Origin of the sequence: Paenibacillus sp. N3.4 (assembly GCF_008017805.1) — a bacterium.
In the GTDB taxonomy this organism is placed as follows: Bacteria; Bacillota; Bacilli; order Paenibacillales; family NBRC-103111; genus Paenibacillus_E.
In genome coordinates this window covers 58,963-81,141 of the sequence record NZ_VRTT01000020.1, presented here as the reverse complement: position 1 = coordinate 81,141, position 22,179 = coordinate 58,963, and the positions used below count along the sequence as shown (strand labels likewise).

The following is a 22,179-nucleotide window of genomic DNA, read 5'->3' as shown; positions in this document are numbered from 1 at the left end:
TCTAATTTTAGAAAACTCAGCATACCAACATCAAATAATTATTGAAACGATTCCGTATAACCAAAGGATTAAATTCCCATATTAAGGTGTGATGGGAGTGAGATTATGAGTCAGTCAATATCACTAAATTCTTTGAGCAAATACATGAATATTTCGCCCGAAATAGGGATTTCATTTCAACTGAAATAAGGATATTTGGACATGAAGTACACGTATGGTTTCTATCGTCATTAGTTGATCTTCAAAAAACACAAGAACTTTTAAATCAGTTGCAAGTGGAACATAATGAACGTGGTGACATGATCGAGTCTATCGCCGCTACATTAGGGGCCAACAGTTATTCCTCATCATCAGAATTAATGCCTGCCCTTTTAGAAGGAAAGTTCATTGTTTTTATGGAGGATGATTCCAGCTTTTTGGTCATTGAACCCGTAAGTGCCTCCATCACGCGAGATATAACCACATCGCAGCATGAAAATGTGCTTTTATCCTCTTATGACGCCTTTACTGAAAATTTGCAAACCAATATTGGTTTACTACGAACAAACTAAAAGCTAAAGATTTTACCGTGAAGAAATTTTTGGTAGGGACTGATAATCCATGTGACGTAGGCCTTTTTTATATTGAATCGAAAGCGAATAAAGAGGTTGTACGAGGAATTACAGCCAAACTGGAACAAGGAAAGGCTCAAGAAGGTTATAACTCACAATTGCTAACAAAAATTCTCGGCCTTTCGAAGTATTCGCTTATCCCTAATTATCTCACCACAGAGCTGACAGCAGAAACTTTTCATAACTTGATGGATGGGAAAGTTATCATCATGATCGATCATTACCCTATTGCACTCTCGTTTCCCGTGCAATTATCGGATTTTTGGTCACTTAAAATAGATGAAAACTTCCCCTCTATCTTCATGTATTTTTTTCGATACATACGCATCTTAGGATTACTTATTGCCCTATTTACACCTGCAATCTATGTATCTATAGTGTCCACAAATCCGGAGGTGCTTAGTTTTCAGCTAGCTCTAGCGATATCAGAAAGCCGTCAAAAGGTACCTTATCCGGCACTAGTGGAAACCCTCATGATGCTGCTTATTCTCGAAATGATCATTGAAGCCATTATTCGTTTGCCCAAAAGTATCGGTCCTGCCATTACTATGGTTGGAGGTATCGTACTGGGTCAAGCAGTTGTTCAAGCAAAGCTTGTCAGCAATTTACTCATTATTATTTTAGCCGCAACGACAATTGCCAACCTCACTCTTCCCGGATTTCTGAATACCGTCTCAGTACGTATCATGAAGTATATCATTTTGGTATTGAGTGCGTTCTATGGCATTTTGGGCATTTTATATGGAGCGATCGGACTTATTCTTTATATCGCTGGAATCACCTCATTTAAAGTTCCATTTTTAGGGAATAACGCGAAAACCGGCGGTGAATTTGATGAATAAATCATTATTAAATGCATTCTTTCTAGCACAAATCAGTCTAATTCTTCTCATCTATTCGGAACGGTTGATTAGTGCTACTTCAAGTACTCATTGGAAGCCTTTGTTAGTCAGTTATGTCATTTCGGGAGTTTTTCTTTATATGTACTTCAAAGGTTTATCGTTATTCCCGGCCATGGATATTATTCAGATTACAAGTTCAGTCGTAGGCAAATGGATAGCGCGCATCCTTTTCCTTCCATTTACTCTGTACTTTTTCATCTACTTGGTCACTGTACCCCGTCATCACGCTCAATTACTCGTTATCACCTTTCATCCCACTTTCCCTATTTGGACCCTTCTGCTTCCTACCCTGCTAATTCTCATGTTTGGAGCTATTCTAGGGATTCATGCCATTATAAGAGCCAGTTTAATCGTCAGCATCCTTTGCATACCGTTTTTTCTGCTAACGTTCAGTGCTTGTCTTCAAAATGTCGATTTTCATTACGCACTTCCTTTGTGGAACGACAAATTCTCCTTCTTACAGTCACCTGACTTTTATAGCTGCTTTATTTCCTTTTCCTCGTTCCTTTTTTTGGGTTTGGTGCCTTCTAAACAGAATATAGGGATGCCGAGGTTACGTTACCTTCTTATTACCTATGCAGCTCTTTTGCCATTTTATTTGCTTGCAGCCTACCTGCCAATAACGCTTTATGGGGTGAAATCGGCTTCCAAGCTGAAATTCCCGATGGTTTCTGTCATGGATACGATTAATATCTCATGGTTATTTTTCGACCGGATCACGATCTTTTATGTTTTGATGGCCCTTATCAGTTCGTATGTTTATGGTGCGATCTCACTATGGGCAATGACTACCGTTATCCATAAGCTTTACATTTCTATGAATAAAACAATCATTACGGCAGTTCTTACCTTAGGGATATTTATTCTAGGAATATGGATACCAACTTTATCAAGTATTGATACTTTGTATGGGCTGAATTCAATTCCTACGCTGACTTGTATGCTAGGTCTTCCTCTGGGTATTCTTATCATGGCGGGCATAAAACGGAGAGAAGCGAGATGAAAGGAAGAACATGTCCATATACCATAATTATTCTGATAACTACTTTGCTTTCGAGCGGCTGCTCCTCTATACATAAGGACATTAATAAACGTTACCTACCTATTGCAATGGGCATTACGAAAGTCGAAAATGGCAATTTTAAAGTGGCCCTGCGAATTCCACAACCAGGAGAAGACACGACGAAAATTCTTGAGGCTGAATCTAAGACGATCTCAAAAGCTATTGACAATATGAGAACGAAATCAGAATTAGACATTGACTTGCTGCATATCAAGCTCATTTTTGTGAGTGAAAATATTGCAAAAAACGGCATATCGCATGTTCTGGACTATGCATTTCGTTCAAGGGAAATTACACCTAAAGTGCTTTTGACGATTATCTCCGGCGACTTTGTCTCTTTTTTCTATGATAAGCGAAAAACGAATGCAGGTTCTTTGGGTATTGATTTCTTTAGAAAAGAAGCAGGCTGGACATCACAAATATCGCAATCTCCGTTATGGAGAAATTATCGTAATGTTTACTCAGAAACCGAAGATGGGATCATCCCAATCGTCGCTAAAGGAACAGATACATTGTTTGATATTAAGGGCTCAGGCGTTATGCATGGTGACCGAATGGTTGGACAAATCTCCTCAGAGGAAACTTTTTATTTTAACTTGCTCAAAAATCAAAGTACGGGTGGAATTATTGAAGTTCAAAGCAGCACCTCCGTGGTCATTGTAGGATGTTCTGTAACCCATCATGTTAGTTGGATTAACGCACCTAAAGCTGCTAGTACGATTCAATTAACCGTTGTTTTAGATCAAGAATTGGTGAACATGAGTAAACCTGATCTACAAACAGAATTGGAAAAGCTGCTGCAAAAGAAATTTAACAGCCTACTTGTAAAGCTTCAAACCTTCGACTCGGACATTTTGGGATTTGGCCAATACTTCCGCAATATCATGACGGAGGAGCAGAGAAACAGCTGGAAAGCTGAATGGTACCCCAAGTTAGAGCATGAGCTGAAGATTAAGGTAACCATTCGTGATAATGGAAATTTAAAATAAAATACACAAAAATTTCTATGCAAAGAGCAGGTAAATCCTAAAACTAGGACTTACCTGCACCTTTATGAGCTATTTTTTGTTATTCATTCATTCTCATTCTTATCGTCACAATGAACAAACTTAATTCCTTCCACCTTCACGGACATTTCTCCGGAAGGTATATCCAGTTGATACGTTTGATTTGATTGCGTCATCAACAGTTGAAATCCGATTGGCGATAGGAACGATATGCGATTCCTACCGGGATCAGCATGATGTGGAAATACAATTGTGAACGTTTCTGAACAATCATCCTCCAGAAAACGCAGTTCTAATTCACTTCCTATAAGAGCCCTAGCATTAAGATCTTCTTCGTTCAGGTTGTTAATCAACTTTTTAAGAAAGAACGAATAATCAGATAATGTTTTTTCAACCAAGCGACGCTTTTGATTGTGTTCAGGGAGATATTGATGCAGGAAATTGATCTTCTCCTCATCAAAGTAGGTGAGTTGATCAACTAGGCGCGACTTAGCGTCCTGGTGCATAAAACTATGGTTCATAGTAGACTTCTCCCCCTATACGAAGCACACTACAATCACTGAAATAAAAACGACTAACCATATTTAACCCTCCTAAGTACATATAGGTCTCCCAAAAGGAGACCTTCCAATCAGTATATCAAGAATAATTGGTAAAACCAATACGCCTATAGATTGACACTTCCCTCTTATGGCGCTAAGCTATGTCTATAGTGCAGGCATTCCATATTGAGATGGGGATGCCTTGCTCTATTTTTATATTTTTTAAAATGAGACTTCATAAAAGAAAGGGGTTTTGCATCATGGAGTATTCACAAGATTCATCGCACTTATAACAAAAGAATAAGGAGATGTTAGCATGATTCAAGTGAAAGAATTTGTAGATACGGATAATATTTATGCTGAAAATAAAGCAAATGAGTTTTTGGCAAAGCTCGAAGATAACCAAATCATTAATGTGTGTTATGGCTCGGTGATGAAGTCAACCCCTACGGGAGAATACCAACGAAGCACCATATTAATCGTTTATAGGGCTTCATGAAAGACAGAGAAGATAAGTGTAGATTATTTTTTCGATATTTATCCATTGTTTCTACGGTATTCATCGTAGTTGCCGGCATTTACTTGATTATCATCTCGATTTGGAATAAATAGTTTCAAATACAGGAGGTATGTTTCGGTGAAATCCTTTGTCCTATTTCAAGTGGTTTATGTATCTAGAGTGATCTACAATGAACCATAGTTATGAGGTTCTTTCTAGAGGTGCCTTGTAATCTTATAGTCCTGATCTGAGCGAATCTGTATTTAGTATTACCCCGCACTGCCCTAATTGACAGCTACGCTAGCACTGCCGCGAAGCAAGTTATGTGGTGCGGGTATTTTGCTTTTATTCTCATGAAACACATTACGATGCTATTTGTTTCTTCTGACTTCGTAATGGCTCTAGCCTTGCGATAATAAAAGAAAATAAAAAATAGCTAAACAAAAGAAATCCAGCCGCAACCTGAGAATTCGGAGGAGTGATTCCCCATACTGTGTTTGCATCAAGGAGTATCATAAATATTGAAAAGATGTACATGCCGTATTTCCCCAAAAAACCATGCCCATGCGTTGAACGACTATAATAGATCAAGGATACGAATAAGAGTAATACTTCAATAACAAAACTAAGTAACGCATTCTCATAAAGACCTAAACCCACCTTATATTTATCGGCCCATAGAGGTAAATCACTATTATGCGCTACGAAATCTAATATCCAGTGTGAAAACACAGCAAAAGCTAACAAAGCAGATTTTTTGGTTGATCTATTCTTCCATGATGGCCAATAACGAGAAAACAAATAGACAAAAAGACTCCAAAAGAGTGCCCCTTCTAAACTATGAGTAAACGGCATGTAGGTTAAATCCAAAGGCATTCCCGGTACTTCGTGGGATATGGATGCTTTTTCAACCCCGAGAAGTATGAATACTGACCATATGATATCTAAAAATTGAACGGCCAGAAATAACAACCACAAAGGCAATTGAGGTTCTAATCTTTTAGTTGCATAACTGACTGAATAATGACCAATATACAAGAAAAACCACCTCCATATACTCCTATTATCAGAATATAAGTCCTCCCGCTGAAATATGTTAAAAAACCTTGAAATTACTCACTCATTAGGAGGCTGCGGAACCTATTACCTTATAGTAACGGTATTCCAAAGGTCCCTGTACTTTAAATCATCTAAAAAAACCAATCTTTCAACCAGAAAATCTGGTATGAGAGATTGGTTTTTGCCAACTTTCAACTACTTTTCATGAAATTCCATGCTTTCAAGCAGTGTCTTGAATTCTTGAACCGAGCTTTTATACGTAACCTCATAAGAAGAGTTCCTAATGGTGTATATGTGGGAGTCGGACATGAATATGAGTAGCGTGTCAATTCGTTTATCCCAGTCACCGTGGTTCACATAAGTCAACTGCACAGCATCAAAGCCAAACAGCTTTGTTTGCTTTTCTTCCATGATATCAGCGCTGGATATAGCCGCCTTCTTTTTGGCTTGCTCCAGATATGAAGCCAATGTCCCAACTCTTGTCTCGTCCTTCTTGGGTTCCGCAGAGATAAACAACATCGTGTAGTTAAAGTAACGAATAGCTAACTGAATATTAGCAACATCTTCAACACTCGCGAAATCCTGTACCCGCTCATCCACTTCAGATTGGACTTTAGCTAGGCCTGCCATATGTCTCCATAGGCCAAATGCAGTGAAACGAAACTTCTCGTCGTTAGTCGTATATTCAAAAGTAATGGGATTCGCATCCAAAACAACCTTCATATTTTTGTCCGTGAAAGGATCATTCTCTGCTGCTTGGATAGTTCCAGGAACGAGACCTATAAGGGATATCATCATTAATAGTGTTATAAGACTTACGAATATTCTAGCCAATTGTCATACGTCCTTCATTCGTAAAATGTGATGTAAAACTCCAAACCGGTTTCAAAATTATAAGTCTCAAAGCTGCCATCTTCAGCAAGGCTGCTGGCTAATTTACTTGCTTCGAATTCACTATCTTTAGACTCAGGAATAAGGATGAGGTGCCAATCCAGCAAATCTTCTTTCTCAACTCTTTCTAATACTTCTTCTGGAAATTCATCTATTTTATTTACATATATTTTTATCATTGATAGTTCCCTCCAAGTAGGTCCAAATTTTCTACATGATGTATCTTCCTCGTTGCCTCTGGTCATTCTGTTTATCCATTCAACTCATACAATTGTAACCCACATCTATACTATAGTAACATCTTATGGTTTATTTTTACACTTGAAAATAAAACTGCCCTAAACTTCCGATATCGCCCATTTATACGCTTAGACAGACACCTAGTCGAGCAATCACAATATATTATGGTAACTAGACATTAAATGGGGTGACATCATGGCAGTGGTTAAAGCAAGAGAACAGGATATTGATATGTTAGCCCGATTACTTCGTGCAGAAGCTGTGGGCGAAGGCGAAAAGGGTATGCTGCTTGTAGGCAATGTAGGGATCAATCGAATAAGAGCCAATTGCTCAGACTTCAAAGGAATTCGTACGATTCCGCAAATGATCAACCAACCACATGCCTTCGAAGCCCTGCTGCATGGATTCTACTATCAAAGTGCCAGAGAACGAGAAAAACGTTTAGCACGCAGGTCAATTAACGGGGAAAGATATTGGCCCGCCAAATTTAGTTTATGGTATTTTAGACCACAAGGAGACTGTCCGCCTACTTGGTACAATCAGCCTTTAGTAGCTCGTTACAAGCTCCATTGCTTTTATCAGCCAACAGGGGTAGAATGCGAAAATATTTACAATACGTATTAATTTCATTGAGCCGAGAGGCTCATTTTTTTATTGAACCGTAAAGTTAATCGTCTGCAGTCATCATTTGATCCGGGATAATGGCAATATTTGGATTCTATTTGCAACTTCGTTGCCCATTTAACGTCTAATGAGCAAGGGGGAAGATCAATGAGAATGAAATGGGCTGCAGCGATTTTAATTGGGCTAATTCTGCTATCGGGGTGCCAGTTTGGAAACGTACATCATACAATCATCGATTGGGTTGATTTCCTTAAACTAAATGGCGTCACCTACCAGGGAGCCTGGAATGCCGCGCTAACTGACCCCAGTAAGATCGGCAAAGAGATTGGCAAGGTGCGTTTTAAACTCGAAGGAAATGTAGACAACCCGAACTACAAAATCAAGGATGGAGATGCTGCCTTTTTAGAAAAGGGATCGGCCATCTTCGAAGTCGTCGGTTACCCCAATAGAGAAGTAATTGCTGTCATAGACCCGCTTGGCGTTCATGGATATCGCTTTTTTGTAGATCGGGATAAACAATCCAACTTCGTTAAACCAGCAGACGAGCAGGTAAAAAAGGTCCGAATTTCGGAAGAAGACTCGTATGGCCAGGAAGTAAAAACAATAACTGAGCTTAGTGGTGGCAGCGCGGCATTTTTTATGTCCGTATTAAACCGTGGCGTCCAATCTGATTCCTATACACCCAGTAGAGTGAACGGAGATTCGAAGAGATATCGGGTCGTGCTGGATTCGGGCGAAGGGATCGGATATAAAAGTTATATCTATGATGATGGAGAGCATTTCTATATACTGGATGGAAATCCGGTATTGCTGCCGAGTGAGATGGCGTATTATTTTTCTGAGGAACGGGATATCGTTTTTCGCACCCATGAGATGGGATTCACGGTTCCTGGCAATGCTGTAAGTGTTGCAACAGGTGAAAAAATTAAGCGTGACGGCTCTTATGACAATATTACTTTGATTGCAAAGGACGGCAGAAAGGAAAGAATGCTGCTATCAACCGTAGAGATTGCTGATCTTTGGGATCGCATTCGCAAGGAAAAACCAGGTTCCGGTGAAGCCAAAACACTCTTATTTGCGGCAGGTCGTCCTACACCGGTGAACAATGGGCGTTTGATTGCTTTTGAATCCAATAAAAATACAATTATGGATGATCCAAGTTACTTTGATGTGCTGCTCATTAATTTGGATGGCAAGGACGAAAAAGTATTGATACCAGGTTCCAAATACGGAGATACAGTGATCCTCGATGGGCTCGGCGATCGCCTTATAGCTTCTACAGAGAAACGTTCCTTGCTGGATGTTAATGTGCTTACGGGAGAAATTCGCGAATATCCGCTTCATGCTTATTTAGTGGCCTTATCCAAGGATGGGAGGTACGTTTTGTATCGAAACATGGAAACCGAAGCTATGGTGGGGAAAGAGTTATGGGCCTTTGACCTAGAAAAGGAACAGAAGATTCCGCTAGGCCAAATTCCACAGGATTTTATCTATAACAAAGGAATTAAATAGTTCTCGGAAATATAGAAACGAAAAATCCGACATCGGGTGTAAGACCCTTTGCCGGATTTTTTAATAGGCGTTCACACCTAGTTTATCAATGATTTCCTGGATAAAAGCCGGCTCATCCTCCGGTGTGCGGGAGTAATCAGGTTACCGTCCACGACTACTTCTTTATCTAAAAAGGTGCCCCCTGCTGCTATTAGCGTACCGGCTTGGTTCACTTTTCGGATAAATGCCAGCACATGTTTAATGTTGAGCAAGGTTTGCCTCCTCTTATGATTATGGCTCTAGTTGAATCCAAGCAAAACCAAGCCATGTCTCAATTAAATAGTAGTTCCAAGCTTGCTGGTAAGTGGTAACCACTTGAGGAGAAAGTGTTCCAGCTGCTGGCTGGCCTCTTTGGAATGAAAATGGTGTTTCTGATTTCAATTCTATTTGTTTAGGCTCCACATCGTAGAAATGAATATTTATCCCTTCTACCCATTTTACCCCCTCCCAAGTATCTATTTTAAAATATCCCCCCCAATAACTGATGGGTTTAATTATTTGCACAGATAAGCTTTGGCCGGAAGGGAACTTTTTACTTGGCTTATCGTACAAAGGTGTTTCCTTTGCAGATAAAAGCATATTGGTTACGCCTGTTTCGGTTGTTTCTTCTCGCAAAAACATATTTTCTGGGGTAATCCACTTTACACCCAACCAGGTTTGTATTCGATACCATGATCTGTTCATAATCGTCTTAGCTGCACCGTCATTTTCATATACAAGAGTAACGGTTTGCGGAGCTAGCGTGGCAATAGGCGTTGTACTCTGGTCATCAGTTGGCTCATTGTAAACATTTACTTCTTCAAAAAATGTTCCCGTTTTTGGTGGGGGTTCCATGGCCTTTATTGTACGAATTGTAGGTGTAAGAACAAATATTAAGCTGGCAATAACAACGCTTGTAAACACTGTTTTTTTCATATCTAGCCTCCTAAATACCAAGAATCAGAGCAATTGTACATACTTCTTAATTTCCTGAGGACTAGTAAATTTATATTTGGCATTTATGCTTTCATGATTCTTACATCCCCAAAGCGCTAAACCAAAATCAATACCTGCATCCCTAGCACATTCATAGTCGTAAATCGTATCACCGATATATATAGAGGTTTCAGGGTCCGCGCCCGATATTTCCAAAAATTTCAGCAGAGGTTCTGGGTGAGGCTTGTGATTAAACGTGTCATCTGCGCAAACGATGTAGGGTAAATAATCCATTAAATTAAAAGGTACAAAATCATCCATTAATTCAACATTCGTCTTCGAAGTAACGATTCCTTGAACGATATTCATCTGTTTAATGGTAACCAACAGATCAGGAATCCCGTTGAACACCTTCATGGAGCTAACATAGTCTTTCATAAAATAATTCCATCTCTCGTTCCCTTTATCAACGTTTTCAATGCCCAATTGTGGCAAGGACCTCGAACCAGGGATTCCGAGAACAAAAGACAAGGCGTCCGTGTCGATTTCTTTCCCATAGTCTATTTTCAACATCTTCTGCAGCGAACCTAGTACAGCTTCTTCTGTGTCAATTAAAGTTCCGTCAACATCAAAAATGATTGTTTTATACATAAGTGTTTCTCCCCTAATTTTAGTTGTCTTTATATGAAAATCATCATTATTTTAGAAGTGGGCTTAACACAATGAACAAAACAGAACAACTCAGCAATATAAGAGTCGTCTTTTGGGAAAGTTTTTCTACGCCTTTCCCTTTATACCAGCCCGAAAACTGTAGTTTATTTCTGTAAAGGACAAAAAATACATTTATGATTGCAATCCATGCTAACCAGGAATATGCCATGTACTCTAAAGGAAAGCCAAGCGAAGCATACAATTTGCCCAATACCATTGAAAATAACCCACAAAAAATGAACAATGAGTAAAATGATACGTAAAATTTCCAATAAAAAGTAAAGCATCATCTTCTCCCTCTCATGACAGGATCTTAGATATTAGACGGAAGATGAAGTAATAAGTTTCTTTCGTTTCTGCAAATCTAACAAAAAAAAAGCCGCTTATCACATGACATTCATCATGAAAATAAGAGCTTTTCTTAGAAATATGAACGATTACAACGCGGCGCCTTTGCCGCCGTCAATGTTAATAGAAGTTCCGGTTACATAGGAAGCTGCAGATGAGGATAAGAAAGTGATGACATTGGCTGCTTCCTCGGCGGACCCGATTCGTCCAAGTGGGATGTCATGGCGTGGATCATGCGCATATTCTTCCCATGAAAGTTCAGGCGCCCGGTTTTTCCAGCCCTTCTCAAGCTGATCACTTCTAATCATGCCGATGCAAACGGTATTGACACGAATTTGGTCTGCAGCGAGATCTTTACTCATCGCATTCGTTAAAGCAAGTCCAGCCGCACGGCTAACCGAGGTTGGCAAGGAAGAAGCAGGCGGTGTTTTGGATGCGGATGTCGTAATGTTGACAATCGAACCGCCACCAGCTTGACGCATGAAAGGAATCGCATAACGGGAACAATGAATGGCTCCGAATAGTTTTAATTCTAGATCATTTCTCCAAGCATCAGTCCCCACATCTTCAAACGGTTTGGCTGCCGATGTTCCGGCATTATTCACGAGAATATGTAGAGAGCCGAACGCTCCACGGCTTGTTCAACAGCCCGTTTGCAATCAGCCTCTGAGGTGACATCGGCTTGAACAGCCAACACTTCACCCTCTGTAAGATTACCGATGTGAACGGCGGCTTCTTGAAGCTGATCTTCATTCCTAGCGCAGATTACGACCTTAGCACCTTCTCGAGATAAAGATATTGCTGTCGCCAGACCTATTCCTTTGCTTCCGCCTGTGATTAAGGCAACTTTTCCTTGCAATCCCAATTGCATAGCTGCACACTCCTTTGTATTTACACCTGAATATTTCTAGCATACTTTTCTTCATAGCATTTTACAAATACTAAGAACTAGAAGAGCAGCCACAGGGAGCAATTAAAAAAGAGTCTAATAAAGCCTGATCTATACTTTGTATTTGTTCTTATAAATAAACAGCCTTGCCTGTGCGCGCGGATTCGTAAATAGCCTCAAGAATTTGGGACACGACATAGGCTTGTTCTGGTGTCACGACAGGTTCTGTATCATTTTCAATCGCTTTGATCCACGTTCTCATTTCCAAGTCAGCATCGCTTTCTTTGGCACCATCATAAAAAGCTACGCCGCCTGCTTTTAAATCAACTTCTGTTGTGAATAAACGGCTGTGTTTTTCACCATTAATGCGAAGTCCACCCTTCATATCGGCTCCGCCTTCTGTCCCGCTCAATGAGCACTTCGCCTCATCAACTTCAAGTGTATTCAGCGCCCAGCTTGATTCAAGAATAATGGTAGCGCCGTTTTCCATCACGATCATCCCAAAGGCGGAATCCTCAACCGTAAATTTACTAGGATCCCAAGGGCCCCAAGCATTTGCGGCATTTTCCTTTTGGGACAGTTCATGATAAGCCGTTCCTAAGACCACTTTCGGCTTATAATTGTCCATCATCCAAAGCGTCAAGTCTAAAGCATGGGTACCGATATCGATCAGCGGTCCTCCACCTTGCTTTTCTTCATCTAGGAAAACGCCCCAAGTTGGAACAGCACGACGACGAATCGCATGTGCTTTAGCAAAATAAATGTCGCCAAGCTCACCTTCTTCACATACACGCTTCAAATGCTGACTATCTGCGCGGAAGCGATTGTTGTAGCCAATCGTCAGCTTTTTGCCAGTGCGTTTAGCTGTCTCAGCCATGCGTTTCGCATCGGCAGCCGTCTTCGCCATCGGCTTTTCACACATCACGTGCTTACCTGCTTCTAGAGCAGCAATCGCGATCTCAGCATGAGAATCATTTGGCGTCAGCACATGTACGATTTCTATGGAAGAATCATTGAGCAGCTCTTTGTAATCACTAAAGACTTGAGCTTCCTCTACACCATATTTCTCTGCAGCTGTTGTTGCACGATCCGTTACGATGTCGCAAAAGGCAACTAATTCAACATTTGCAAGCTTCTTTAAGCTTGGCAAATGCTTTCCATTTGCGATCCCTCCACAACCAATAATACCAATACGGAAAATACGTGACATATGAATACCTCCAAAGGTTGTTTAGTTTTTGAATTCATTAGGAAGTTCGATTGTGACCTCACGTTTAGCGAGAGAGGACCGGATAATACCATCGATAATAGCTTGATTACGTACGATTTGTTCACCAGGAATCGGTGCCGGCTTCCCATCACGGACAGCCTCTACGAAATCGCGGACTTTCTCATGAAACAAATTCTTCTTATGATCAATGAGTGGAATTGGGCTTTCTGTATGATGTCCTCTGACATCGTGATAATAAGTAATAGCTCCGACAGAGCCGTCAAACACACCGCTCCATGGGCCTTTGCCTGCAGGCGTCACTTTAAGTCCGCCATCCGTACCTAGGAATAAAGTAGGCCCGAGTGAATCCATGTGCATCGCCCATGATATTTTGAAATTCAAAACAAGATCGCCCTCTAATCGGATCATGGCGACTCCGAAATCTTCCACATCGAATTTACTCGCTTCGTTATGATATAACGGGTTAGTCCCAAAATGATTGCTGCTGTATGCAGATACGGTAAGCGGTTTCGGATAACCTAGTGCGTTTAATGCCATATCCAGAGAGTAGCAGCCAATATCCGCCATGGCTCCCGCACCAGCAATGGCTTTGCTGATGAATGTGCCGCCCGGCATACCTCTGCGGCGTCCTCCGCCTGTTTCCACGTAATACACGTTCCCCAATTGGCCCGATTGAACGACATCTTGGATAATTTTCATATTCGGGTCGTATCTGGGCTGGAAACCTACATTAAGCATGAACCCCGTTTTCCTAGCCGTTTGAGCCATCTCAACCGCTTCTTCCAACGTAACCGACATCGGCTTCTCCAACATGACATGCTTACCCGCCAGCAGGGAATCCACGGTTGTCCGATGATGAGCCACATTCGGTGTGCAAATACTGACCCCATCCAGTTCTAGCTCCAACAGCTGTTGGTAATCGTCGAAAGCTATTGCCGACGGGATTTTCCAAAAATCAATGAATTGGGCTGCTTTGCCCGGAATCATATCCGCAACGGCTACAATCTCTACCTCATTTAATTCTTGATACGCCTGTACATGGGCGCCTGCGATGCCGCCGCTGCCAATAATGCCAATCTTAAGCTTTTTGCTCATCATGATAACCTCATCATCTTATATGATATTAAGACATCTGTCATAAATGTAACACAGGAAAAGTTATATTTTTAGTGTAAGTTTAGGACAATTCAGCTCAGGAATTACGACAAATAAATAAATAAAAATAGGCCCAATAGCAACTATTGGACCTTACGCCTTGCTGCTATTCAGCATTTCCCTACATGCGTGCTCGAAATCCCTGTTCATCCCTTATTCTGGCTTGCTTTGAATTGAGCATCTTCCAGATAACTCCTATATGCAGCCTGATCGGGATATTGACGCGTCAAATCTTCATAATATCGACTTACCTTCTGAAAATAATAAGGATGTACGTCCTGCGTCGGGACTAGCTTATACGGATTCCATCGATAGGTTTCAACTCGATATGCTTTATCCTGATCGTGTACCCAAAGCGCGATTTCGCAAAGACCGTCCCTGCCCTCTCGGCTCGGCATATCTTCAATTTCTATATGATTATAAAACGTACCTGGTGGAATTAAACGCTGGAATCCGCTTGTTGTCCATTGAATAATGTCGAGTTCTGAAGATGTTCCACGATTTTCCCAACCGATTAACAGATCCCACCCCCTGGTTCTTGTCACAGGAGCAGCAATGAAATCAGTTACCTCTTGAAGTTTGCCTGTTGTGGACGAGCCAATAGGAAACCAACTGTCTGCATAGCTTTTTACCGTAAACAAGTATTGGTTATCTAAGTATCTGTACAACGCAGTAATTTCGTCCTCACCATCCCCATCCACATCCGCATACAGAATAGCAGCTGGATTGCCTTGCTGCCGCAGCAGGACGATTTCAGCTTCCTTAGGTATACAGCCCCTCACCACCGATAGGAAGTCAATGTCAGTTGAACTCATCGTTATCCCTCTTTTCGTTTCATTGTCAACTAAAGTATATGCGGCATAGAACTTGACCTATGAAAATTAGGCCATAAAAAAAAGACGATCGAAGCTTCGATCGTCTTTTTTATGGCCTGTTTATCCGTTTAGCTTCAAGCGCTTCCTAGTTGATACTCATACGTCTGATGAACACATTGGATAAAACGCACGGTTTGCGTCTTTGCCCTCATGACTACTGAATGCGTTTCGGCGCGGTTTCCAGTCAGAAACTTCACACCGCTTAGAAAATCCCCTGAGGTCACACCTGTAGCAGCAAAATAAATATCAGATTCACCTACTAAATCACGCATACCCAGCACTTTTGAAGGGTCAATGATGCCCATTTTGATGCACCGCTGTTTCTCTTCTTCATTCTCGGGAAGCAAGCGTCCTTGAAATTCACCGCCCATACAGCGCAGCGCAGCAGCCGCGAGCACGCCTTCCGGTGCACCTCCAGAACCAATGTGAATATCAATTCCCGCTTCTGGGAAAGCAGCAGCCATCGCGCCGGCCACATCCCCATCACTGAGCAAATGGATCTTCACTCCGAGCATTCTTAATAATAAAATTTTGTCAGCATGTCTCTTCCGATCTAAGATGGAGACGGACATTTCGGTCAGATCTTTTTGTAAAATAACAGCCGCTTTGCGAATGGTATTCTCAAGTGAATCGTCCAAATTCAATTGACCTGCTAATCGCGGACCTACGGCAAGTTTCTCCATATACATATCCGGAGCATGTAGCAAATTCCCCTTTTCTGCAATGGCTACAACGGAGAGTGCATTGTTTCTGCCGCTAGCTACAATATCGGTTCCTTCCAATGGGTCAACAGCCACATCATACTCGGGCCCCGTTCCATTGCCTACTGCCTCTCCAATGTAAAGCATCGGAGCCTCATCCATTTCTCCTTCACCAATGACGACAGTTCCACGAAAAGAAATTGAACTAAATAGGGAACGCATAGCAGAGGTAGCGGCTTCATCGGCACTGTGTTTGTTTCCTTTTCCGGTCCAACGCGCGGACGCCAAAGCAGCATACTCCGTTACCCTCACAATGTCTAAAGACAAATCTCTTTCCATACCTTCATCCATCCTCTCATTAGGAAATGTTCAAGCGATCCACTTACCTATTTGCCAGAATCAAACCAGCTGTTTCTTCAATCGCTTTGCCGCTTACATCAATGACGGTGCAACCCAATTGACGATATACCTTCATTGCAAATTCCAATTCCTCTTCGATACGCTCCAATGTCGCATACTTAGCACCAAAAGGTAGTCCTACTGCCTTTAAGCGTTCCGTACGAATTCGTACCAATTGATCTGGATTCATCGTTAAGCCGATCAGATTCCTAGCGTCTAAATCATATATAAGATCAGGAGGTTTTACCTCTGGGACAAGCGGATAGTTGGCCACCTTATAGCCCTTATGCGCCAAATAAATGCTAAGCGGTGTTTTAGACGTTCGCGAAACCCCAAGCAATACAATATGCGCTTGTTTCATTGCGGCGGGTTCCTTGCCATCATCACTGTTCACGGTAAATTCAACGGCTTCCACCCGTTGAAAATATTGTTCATCCAGTTGATAAAGCAGACCGACTTTCCGTTTGGGAGAATCTTTAAAGGTGTCGATAAAAGCTTGCATCATCGGTCCCATAATATCAATCGCATTCACCTGGAGTCGAAGGGTTTCCTGCTTCATCATTTCTCTAAGCTCTGGCAGCACGAGCGTATAAGCGATAAATCCATTTACTCGCGACACTTCTTCCACTAATGCTTTAATTTCATCCTCTGTACGGATTAATCCAAAACGTTTGACTTCCACTTGACTTGCGTTAAACTGGCGAATCGTTGCTTGCACGACGGAATTGGCTGTTTCCCCTACCGCATCCGAACAAACGAATATCGTATGCATCTTCTCTCCCACTCGAACTCCTCCTGATTAAGTTCCCAGCGCTGCTTCAAGCAGCAATTTGGTCATCGTTGTTTTCGTAATACGCCCGACTACTTCTTCATGATCTAGGCCCGCAACAGCCTTCACAACAGGTAAGCTGTCCACTTGATGGTGTATCATTTTCCGTGCAGCCTCCAACACGCTATCCTCCGGGGTAACTGTCACGATGTTGGGATGTCGGGTCATGACCAAGGATACTGGCATCGAGGAAGCTGTAGCTTGACCCAACGTGACTTTAAGTAAATCCTTACGAGAAACAATTCCGACTAATGCTCCCTGACTATTCACGATGAGTAGAGAACCTACATTTTCGAGGAAAAGAGTAACAACAGCATCACTTACGTTAACTGTTTCCCTTAGAACAACAGGTATTCCCATTACATCGTTCACTTTCATAGCTTCTACATGCTTGAAAGGTGAATCTATCTGTAATGCAGCCTTACCTAGGAAATAACCAACCTTTGGTTTGGCATCAATATGCCGAAGCATGACCAATACAGCAAGATCAGAACGGATCGTCGGGCGGCTTATTCCCAAAAGCTCAGCAATACGCTCACCCGTTATAGGCGCATGTTTACTAACGAGTTCGATAATTTCCATCTGGCGAGATGTTAGCTCGATGATGATTCCCTCCTAAATAATGTGTACTATTAATTATATACTGTATATTATATAACAAATTTTTGAAATATAATATTGTTTATAGCACAAAAAAAATTTTTTATCAACTTTCCCTATTAATCATACACAATAAATAAAAAAACCTTTACCCCCTGTCAAAAGGAATAAAGGATACGGATTCATTTATGGTTATTGAAAAAAAACAATTCCCATGCCCCCTGCTAATACGATGACGAAAAAAGGGTGCAGCTTGTATTTAATGATACTTGTAAATGCCCCAACGGCAATCAGAATCATTGCAATTTGATGCCAAGAAATATGAAAACCAACATCACCAAGGCCAGACCAACCAAAGTGAATGGCGGCGAAAATAATAAATCCGGTCACGATTGGCTTCAAACCATAAAAAGAAGATTTAAACCATTTATTCGAATGCCACTTATATAAGAAAGCAGCTAAAAGAATGATCAGTAATAGCGACGGAAGAACCATTCCTAATGTGGCAGCTATGGCTCCGGTCACTCCGGAGGTTTGCAAGCCTATCAATGTTGCACAATTCGTTGCGATAGGTCCCGGTCCGGTGCCTGCCAATGTAACAATCTCATTAAAATCATCGGCCGACATCCACTGGTGAATATCCACTTCCCGCTGAATGACAGGAATCATCGCATATCCACCGCCAAAAGAAATGAAACCGATCTTCAAAAATGTTAGAAACAGACTAAAAAGCATTGGATTGAACACCTCATCTCTTAAATGCCGTCAGCCATGAAGTAATCAGACGAAGCGTAACGATTAGCACCGTGAACCTTGGCTTCTGATCTCTCAAGCGGGCTAGGCATCCCCAACCTTTCTTTCAGGAAGACAACGGCAACACCAAGCACTAAACCAAAAATAATCACAAAGATTGGATGTATAGGAACAACGATAAGAACGATAACCGTGCAAACAGCAGCAAGTAACGTCAATTTATCAATAATTGATGATTTAGCCATTCTATAGGCAGCAGCGACAATAAGTCCTACAATTCCGGCATGGATCCCTTTCATAATTGCTTGCATTTTCGGATAATCTTGGAGATAAGAGTAAACGATACTTAGTAAGATAACAATGAAAAATGTAGGAAGCGTTATGCCGATGACGGCTGCTATTGCTCCCCAAATTCCAGTAATCCGATAACCTACCATGGCGGATACATTGACGCCCACTCCACCGGGAGCAGCACTAGCGATGGCGAGCACCTCAGACATCTCTTCCTCAGACATCCATTTTTTTGAAGTAAGGACTTCTCTTTCAATAGCTGGAATCATCGCATAGCCGCCACCGAAGGTCAGTGGGCTGATTTGAAGGAAAGTCCAGAAAATAGATAGTATTTTTTTTACATTTATAGTTCGCATGATGGTTGACCTCCTCTGCACTTAATTCTATTTTGAATTAAAGTAGAGGAAATGTCCAATCAATTATATTAATCCCTCTCTATATTTGCGCTTATAATGCGAGACACTTTCCAAATCAATACCAACCATCCCGATTAATCAGCTAAGTTTAATTCATTTTGAAAATAAGATGGGCTTCCCTATCTCCGACTCTCCTGCTTCGATTTTCGTTCTTTTGGGTAAGCATAAGATAAGCACAACCTACTATAACTATTGAAGGAGTGATCTATGATGAGTAAAATGATACAAGCTTATTTCCATACTGAAAATGAAGCGGAGGACGCAAGAATTTCACTATTGAAATATGACCCCGAATTGTTGGAGGTGGGCAGTCTTGAAGCAGGCTACTCAGGCGAAGGACGTCTGCTTATCCCGCTAATAGCTGGCGCTGGTTCAGTGGGAGGATCAGGTATTAACAATGGGGTCGGTATTGTTGGCAGCTATGGGGCTGTTGCTTCACTGTTAGGAGATGACGTATCCATCCATGATCCTGCGTATACCGATGAATTTAAAGAAGAAGATCTCAAAGATCTTCACTATGTGCTTTCGGCAAAAGTTAAAGAAGCCGATTATTCAGAAGCCGTCAGCCTGCTTCGCCACAATCATGGGCATCTGGAGAAATTGGATTAACTGAAATGTGCAGTTGATCGACCACACTAAAAACCCTAATCAATGTGGATTAGGATTTTTAGGTGGTCGCGTTAGTTAGATCGGATAGCGGTGGAAAAATTGCAAAAAAGGGGTAGCACGCTTGGGATGCTTCACTTGTAACACGGTTTTTCAGCGTTACAGTGGACATGGTGACCGCCGATGGCTCTGTAAGCACGAAAAACCTGCTTATTGATGCCAAAAGTGGCAGCACGCTTGGGATGCTTCACTTGTAACTCGGTTTTTCAGCGTTACAGAGGACATGGTGACCGCCGATGGCTCTGTAAGCACGAAAAACCTGCTTATTGATGCGAAAAGTGGCAGCACGCTTGGGATGCTTCTTCCCCGACCATGTCGAGGAAAGCCATATTTATACAAGTTCAAATGCCATTAAATCTCTGGCCATCGTTATTCTACCTGCAAAGATATCACGCATGCCTTCCGTGTATGCCGCTTCCGCTTCCTCATTCGCAGCTGGTGCTGGAATATGGTGGGTAAGCACTAGATGAGGAACCCCTGCTTGGCGAGCGATTTCCGCTACTTCAAGCGTAGTTGAATGATACTTAGCCGGATTGGAAAGGCCAACCGTTTGCTCCGGAAACTTCGCAATGAGCGCGTCCAACCAGGTTTTGTTATAAGATTCATGAATAAGTAAATCAATCCCTTTACTATATTCAACCATTTTATCCACAGGGATCGTATCACCGGAAATAACGACAGATTTACCATTATACGCGATTTTATAAGCCAAAGCCGGGGCAACCGGTCGATGATCCACCTCAAATGCAGTAATAACGACCCCATCTCGGTCATAAACAACACCTTCATTGTTCTCAAAATAGTTAATGTTAGCCCCCTCACCGGCTGAAACATTATAAGTAACACGAAGGTTGACATCAAAATCAAAGCCCTCTCTCATTTTACCGATAATCGCTTTCGTCGTTGTAGGTCCATATACGTTCATTGGGACATTTCGCCCTTCAAAAACCCGATCAGCAATCACATGCGTGCGCCAGCTCGTAATGAACACATCAAAGAATCCAGAATTATGATCACTATGATGATGGGTAAAAAAGACATCCGATATGCGCTGCGGCATAACCCCTGTTCGAATCAGTTGGTCAACCGTTGCGCCGCCGCAATCAAACAGGAACGCCTTGTCTCCTGCGAGTACGGCCACGCCTGCTTTGGCTCTTCCATAAAAGGCCCTTGGTGTTCCCGTGCCAAGAATCACTACTTTGAGGTGCTCATGAAAGTCCGGCAAAAGGTTTTCTTGTGGTTGTATAAACAAATGAATGGCCTCCTTATGGATTGAATCTTATTTTTCTTTTTTCACTTCATCTAATAGAGATAAGTCGAGAAACTTGGAGAAATCCAACTCTTCCGCCTTTACTTTCAAATACCCGGAGTCAAAAGAAGCTTTTGCCTGCTCATTTATATCATCCAGTGAAATATCTTGGGTTAATTTCAAATGATCGATAGCGGCTTTAATAAGCGTAGGCTCCATCCCTTTACCGGTTAATTGCTTCAGCTCATCACTGATCAATTCATAGGCCTTGGTCGGGTTTTGCTGAATAAAATCAATGCCTTGCTTGTTCGCTTTGACCGCTTTTTTGGCTAAATCCCTGTGTTCTTTTATAAACTTATCGCTGGCAACTAAAATGGTTAACGGATAATTGCCGTCTTTAGGGGGGATTTTGTTCCAATCAACTAAGATGGTGCCTGTTCCTTCCTGAATCATTTGGGTGCCCCAGGGTTCTGCGATTAACGTGGCATCCACCTCTTTCTGGCGCATAGCAACGAGCGTATCCGCCGGGGCTCGGGTCACAATTTGTACTCCGGAAGTATCTGTGGATACTTTCAGTCCTTCTTGTTTGAGAAGCAACCGAAGCGAAAGATCAGGTGTTCCGCCTTTAGCTGCGACGGCTACCGTTTTGCCGACAAGATCTTTCACGGATTTAATGCCAGCATCCTTGCGAGCTACCAAAACAGCTCCGCCATTATTGGCACCGGCTATGACTCGAATATTTTTACTTTTCAAATATTGATTGATCACAGGACCTGGTCCGACATAACCAATGTCAAGTTGATCCGTTGCGATTGCGGTGGCGAAGTCCGCCCCGTTATCGAAAGCAGTCACTTCAATTTTGGCATTTTTCCCGAACGCTTGTTGAAAGTAATTATTTTGCAACGCCACGAAACCCGGAGCATGCGTAACATTTTTGAGAATACCAATCTTCACCGTTGTGCTCGCTTCTATGGAAGCCGTGTCTTTACTCTGACCGCAAGCGGATAAAGCCAACGATGCAATAATAGCTAAACTTAAAACCAACCCGATCTTTTTCATATGTAATCCTCCTAGAGTTTTCTTTAGAAAACTGACTTCGTAAGCATAATCTCAGAGTTTTCGTCAGAAAACTGACTTCGTAAGCATAATCCTAGAGTTTTCG

At 41.8% G+C, this 22,179-nt stretch carries 23 protein-coding genes and 2 pseudogenes; 7 read left to right on the top strand and 18 right to left on the bottom strand.

Annotated elements, in window-relative coordinates; translation table 11 throughout:
• Positions 1 to 119 precede the first annotated feature (119 nt).
• From FU659_RS12550 to FU659_RS12540, 3 genes and pseudogenes are all read left to right on the top strand, one after another.
• Positions 120 to 1,453 (top strand): annotated as a pseudogene (locus FU659_RS12550) (spore germination protein).
• Positions 1,446 to 2,516: a GerAB/ArcD/ProY family transporter gene (locus tag FU659_RS12545; RefSeq protein ID WP_147947889.1), complete on the top strand. Its 1,071-nt coding sequence runs from the start codon at positions 1,446 to 1,448 to the stop codon at positions 2,514 to 2,516. Before FU659_RS12550 ends, FU659_RS12545 begins: the two are co-directional and overlap by 8 nt.
• Positions 2,513 to 3,565: a Ger(x)C family spore germination protein gene (locus FU659_RS12540; protein WP_147947888.1), complete on the top strand. Its 1,053-nt coding sequence runs from the start codon at positions 2,513 to 2,515 to the stop codon at positions 3,563 to 3,565. The genes FU659_RS12545 and FU659_RS12540 overlap by 4 nt, the downstream gene beginning before the upstream one ends.
• 83 nt (positions 3,566 to 3,648) lie before the next feature.
• On the opposite strand, the gene FU659_RS12535 is transcribed toward FU659_RS12540, so the two are convergent.
• On the bottom strand, positions 3,649 to 4,104 hold the full coding sequence (locus FU659_RS12535) for a GreA/GreB family elongation factor (RefSeq protein ID WP_147947887.1): 456 nt from the start codon (positions 4,102 to 4,104) through the stop codon (positions 3,649 to 3,651).
• Between the two features lie 337 nt (positions 4,105 to 4,441).
• Here FU659_RS12535 and FU659_RS12530 point away from each other — a divergent pair, with 337 nt between their 5' ends.
• Positions 4,442 to 4,624, top strand: coding sequence for a sporulation protein Cse60 (locus FU659_RS12530; RefSeq protein WP_147947886.1), 183 nt, complete (start codon positions 4,442 to 4,444; stop codon positions 4,622 to 4,624).
• Between the two features lie 363 nt (positions 4,625 to 4,987).
• On the opposite strand, the gene FU659_RS12525 is transcribed toward FU659_RS12530, so the two are convergent.
• The 3 genes from FU659_RS12525 to FU659_RS12515 form a co-directional block, all read right to left on the bottom strand.
• Positions 4,988 to 5,662, bottom strand: coding sequence for a hypothetical protein (locus FU659_RS12525; protein WP_147947885.1), 675 nt, complete (start codon positions 5,660 to 5,662; stop codon positions 4,988 to 4,990).
• Between the two features lie 216 nt (positions 5,663 to 5,878).
• The gene (locus FU659_RS12520; RefSeq protein WP_261807800.1) at positions 5,879 to 6,517 is read right to left on the bottom strand and encodes a hypothetical protein; all 639 of its coding nucleotides are present in this window, start codon (positions 6,515 to 6,517) and stop codon (positions 5,879 to 5,881) included.
• 14 nt (positions 6,518 to 6,531) lie between these two features.
• On the bottom strand, positions 6,532 to 6,753 hold the full coding sequence (locus tag FU659_RS12515; RefSeq protein ID WP_147947884.1) for a hypothetical protein: 222 nt from the start codon (positions 6,751 to 6,753) through the stop codon (positions 6,532 to 6,534).
• Between the two features lie 256 nt (positions 6,754 to 7,009).
• Here FU659_RS12515 and FU659_RS12510 point away from each other — a divergent pair, with 256 nt between their 5' ends.
• Positions 7,010 to 7,438, top strand: a complete 429-nt coding sequence (locus FU659_RS12510; protein WP_147947883.1) for a cell wall hydrolase — start codon at positions 7,010 to 7,012, stop codon at positions 7,436 to 7,438.
• Between the two features lie 147 nt (positions 7,439 to 7,585).
• Positions 7,586 to 8,950, top strand: a complete 1,365-nt coding sequence (locus FU659_RS12505; RefSeq protein ID WP_147947882.1) for a hypothetical protein — start codon at positions 7,586 to 7,588, stop codon at positions 8,948 to 8,950.
• 77 nt (positions 8,951 to 9,027) lie between these two features.
• On the opposite strand, the gene FU659_RS12500 is transcribed toward FU659_RS12505, so the two are convergent.
• From FU659_RS12500 to FU659_RS12445, 12 genes and pseudogenes are all read right to left on the bottom strand, one after another.
• Complete coding sequence (locus FU659_RS12500) at positions 9,028 to 9,201, bottom strand: type 1 glutamine amidotransferase family protein (protein ID WP_187274115.1); 174 nt, start codon at positions 9,199 to 9,201, stop codon at positions 9,028 to 9,030.
• Positions 9,202 to 9,220: 19 nt separating this feature from the next.
• The gene (locus FU659_RS12495) at positions 9,221 to 9,904 is read right to left on the bottom strand and encodes a hypothetical protein (protein WP_147947881.1); all 684 of its coding nucleotides are present in this window, start codon (positions 9,902 to 9,904) and stop codon (positions 9,221 to 9,223) included.
• A 24-nt stretch (positions 9,905 to 9,928) separates the two neighbouring features.
• Complete coding sequence (locus FU659_RS12490) at positions 9,929 to 10,555, bottom strand: HAD family hydrolase (protein ID WP_147947880.1); 627 nt, start codon at positions 10,553 to 10,555, stop codon at positions 9,929 to 9,931.
• 497 nt (positions 10,556 to 11,052) lie between these two features.
• Positions 11,053 to 11,834 (bottom strand): annotated as a pseudogene (locus FU659_RS12485) (SDR family NAD(P)-dependent oxidoreductase).
• Positions 11,835 to 11,982: 148 nt separating this feature from the next.
• Positions 11,983 to 13,062, bottom strand: a complete 1,080-nt coding sequence (locus FU659_RS12480; protein WP_147947879.1) for a Gfo/Idh/MocA family protein — start codon at positions 13,060 to 13,062, stop codon at positions 11,983 to 11,985.
• A gap of 21 nt (positions 13,063 to 13,083) precedes the next feature.
• Entirely contained in the window at positions 13,084 to 14,178 is a 1,095-nt protein-coding gene (locus FU659_RS12475; protein ID WP_147947921.1) for a Gfo/Idh/MocA family protein, read from the bottom strand.
• A 206-nt stretch (positions 14,179 to 14,384) separates the two neighbouring features.
• On the bottom strand, positions 14,385 to 15,053 hold the full coding sequence (locus FU659_RS12470) for a hypothetical protein (protein WP_147947878.1): 669 nt from the start codon (positions 15,051 to 15,053) through the stop codon (positions 14,385 to 14,387).
• 134 nt (positions 15,054 to 15,187) lie between these two features.
• Positions 15,188 to 16,153, bottom strand: coding sequence for a class II fructose-bisphosphatase (gene glpX, locus FU659_RS12465; RefSeq protein ID WP_147947877.1), 966 nt, complete (start codon positions 16,151 to 16,153; stop codon positions 15,188 to 15,190).
• A gap of 43 nt (positions 16,154 to 16,196) precedes the next feature.
• Complete coding sequence (locus tag FU659_RS12460) at positions 16,197 to 16,985, bottom strand: pyruvate, water dikinase regulatory protein (protein WP_147947920.1); 789 nt, start codon at positions 16,983 to 16,985, stop codon at positions 16,197 to 16,199.
• 27 nt (positions 16,986 to 17,012) lie between these two features.
• On the bottom strand, positions 17,013 to 17,624 hold the full coding sequence (locus tag FU659_RS12455) for a helix-turn-helix transcriptional regulator (RefSeq protein WP_147947876.1): 612 nt from the start codon (positions 17,622 to 17,624) through the stop codon (positions 17,013 to 17,015).
• Between the two features lie 210 nt (positions 17,625 to 17,834).
• A complete protein-coding gene (locus FU659_RS12450; RefSeq protein ID WP_147947875.1) occupies positions 17,835 to 18,377 on the bottom strand; it encodes a chromate transporter in 543 nt (180 codons plus the stop codon).
• Positions 18,378 to 18,397: 20 nt separating this feature from the next.
• On the bottom strand, positions 18,398 to 19,042 hold the full coding sequence (locus tag FU659_RS12445; protein WP_147947874.1) for a chromate transporter: 645 nt from the start codon (positions 19,040 to 19,042) through the stop codon (positions 18,398 to 18,400).
• Positions 19,043 to 19,309: 267 nt separating this feature from the next.
• Here FU659_RS12445 and FU659_RS12440 point away from each other — a divergent pair, with 267 nt between their 5' ends.
• Positions 19,310 to 19,711, top strand: coding sequence for a hypothetical protein (locus FU659_RS12440; protein WP_147947873.1), 402 nt, complete (start codon positions 19,310 to 19,312; stop codon positions 19,709 to 19,711).
• A 388-nt stretch (positions 19,712 to 20,099) separates the two neighbouring features.
• Here the strand turns inward: FU659_RS12440 and FU659_RS12435 are convergent, their stop codons facing one another.
• Positions 20,100 to 21,020, bottom strand: coding sequence for an MBL fold metallo-hydrolase (locus FU659_RS12435; protein WP_261807799.1), 921 nt, complete (start codon positions 21,018 to 21,020; stop codon positions 20,100 to 20,102).
• A gap of 27 nt (positions 21,021 to 21,047) precedes the next feature.
• Positions 21,048 to 22,076, bottom strand: coding sequence for an ABC transporter substrate-binding protein (locus FU659_RS12430; RefSeq protein WP_147947871.1), 1,029 nt, complete (start codon positions 22,074 to 22,076; stop codon positions 21,048 to 21,050).
• Positions 22,077 to 22,179: the final 103 nt, after the last annotated feature.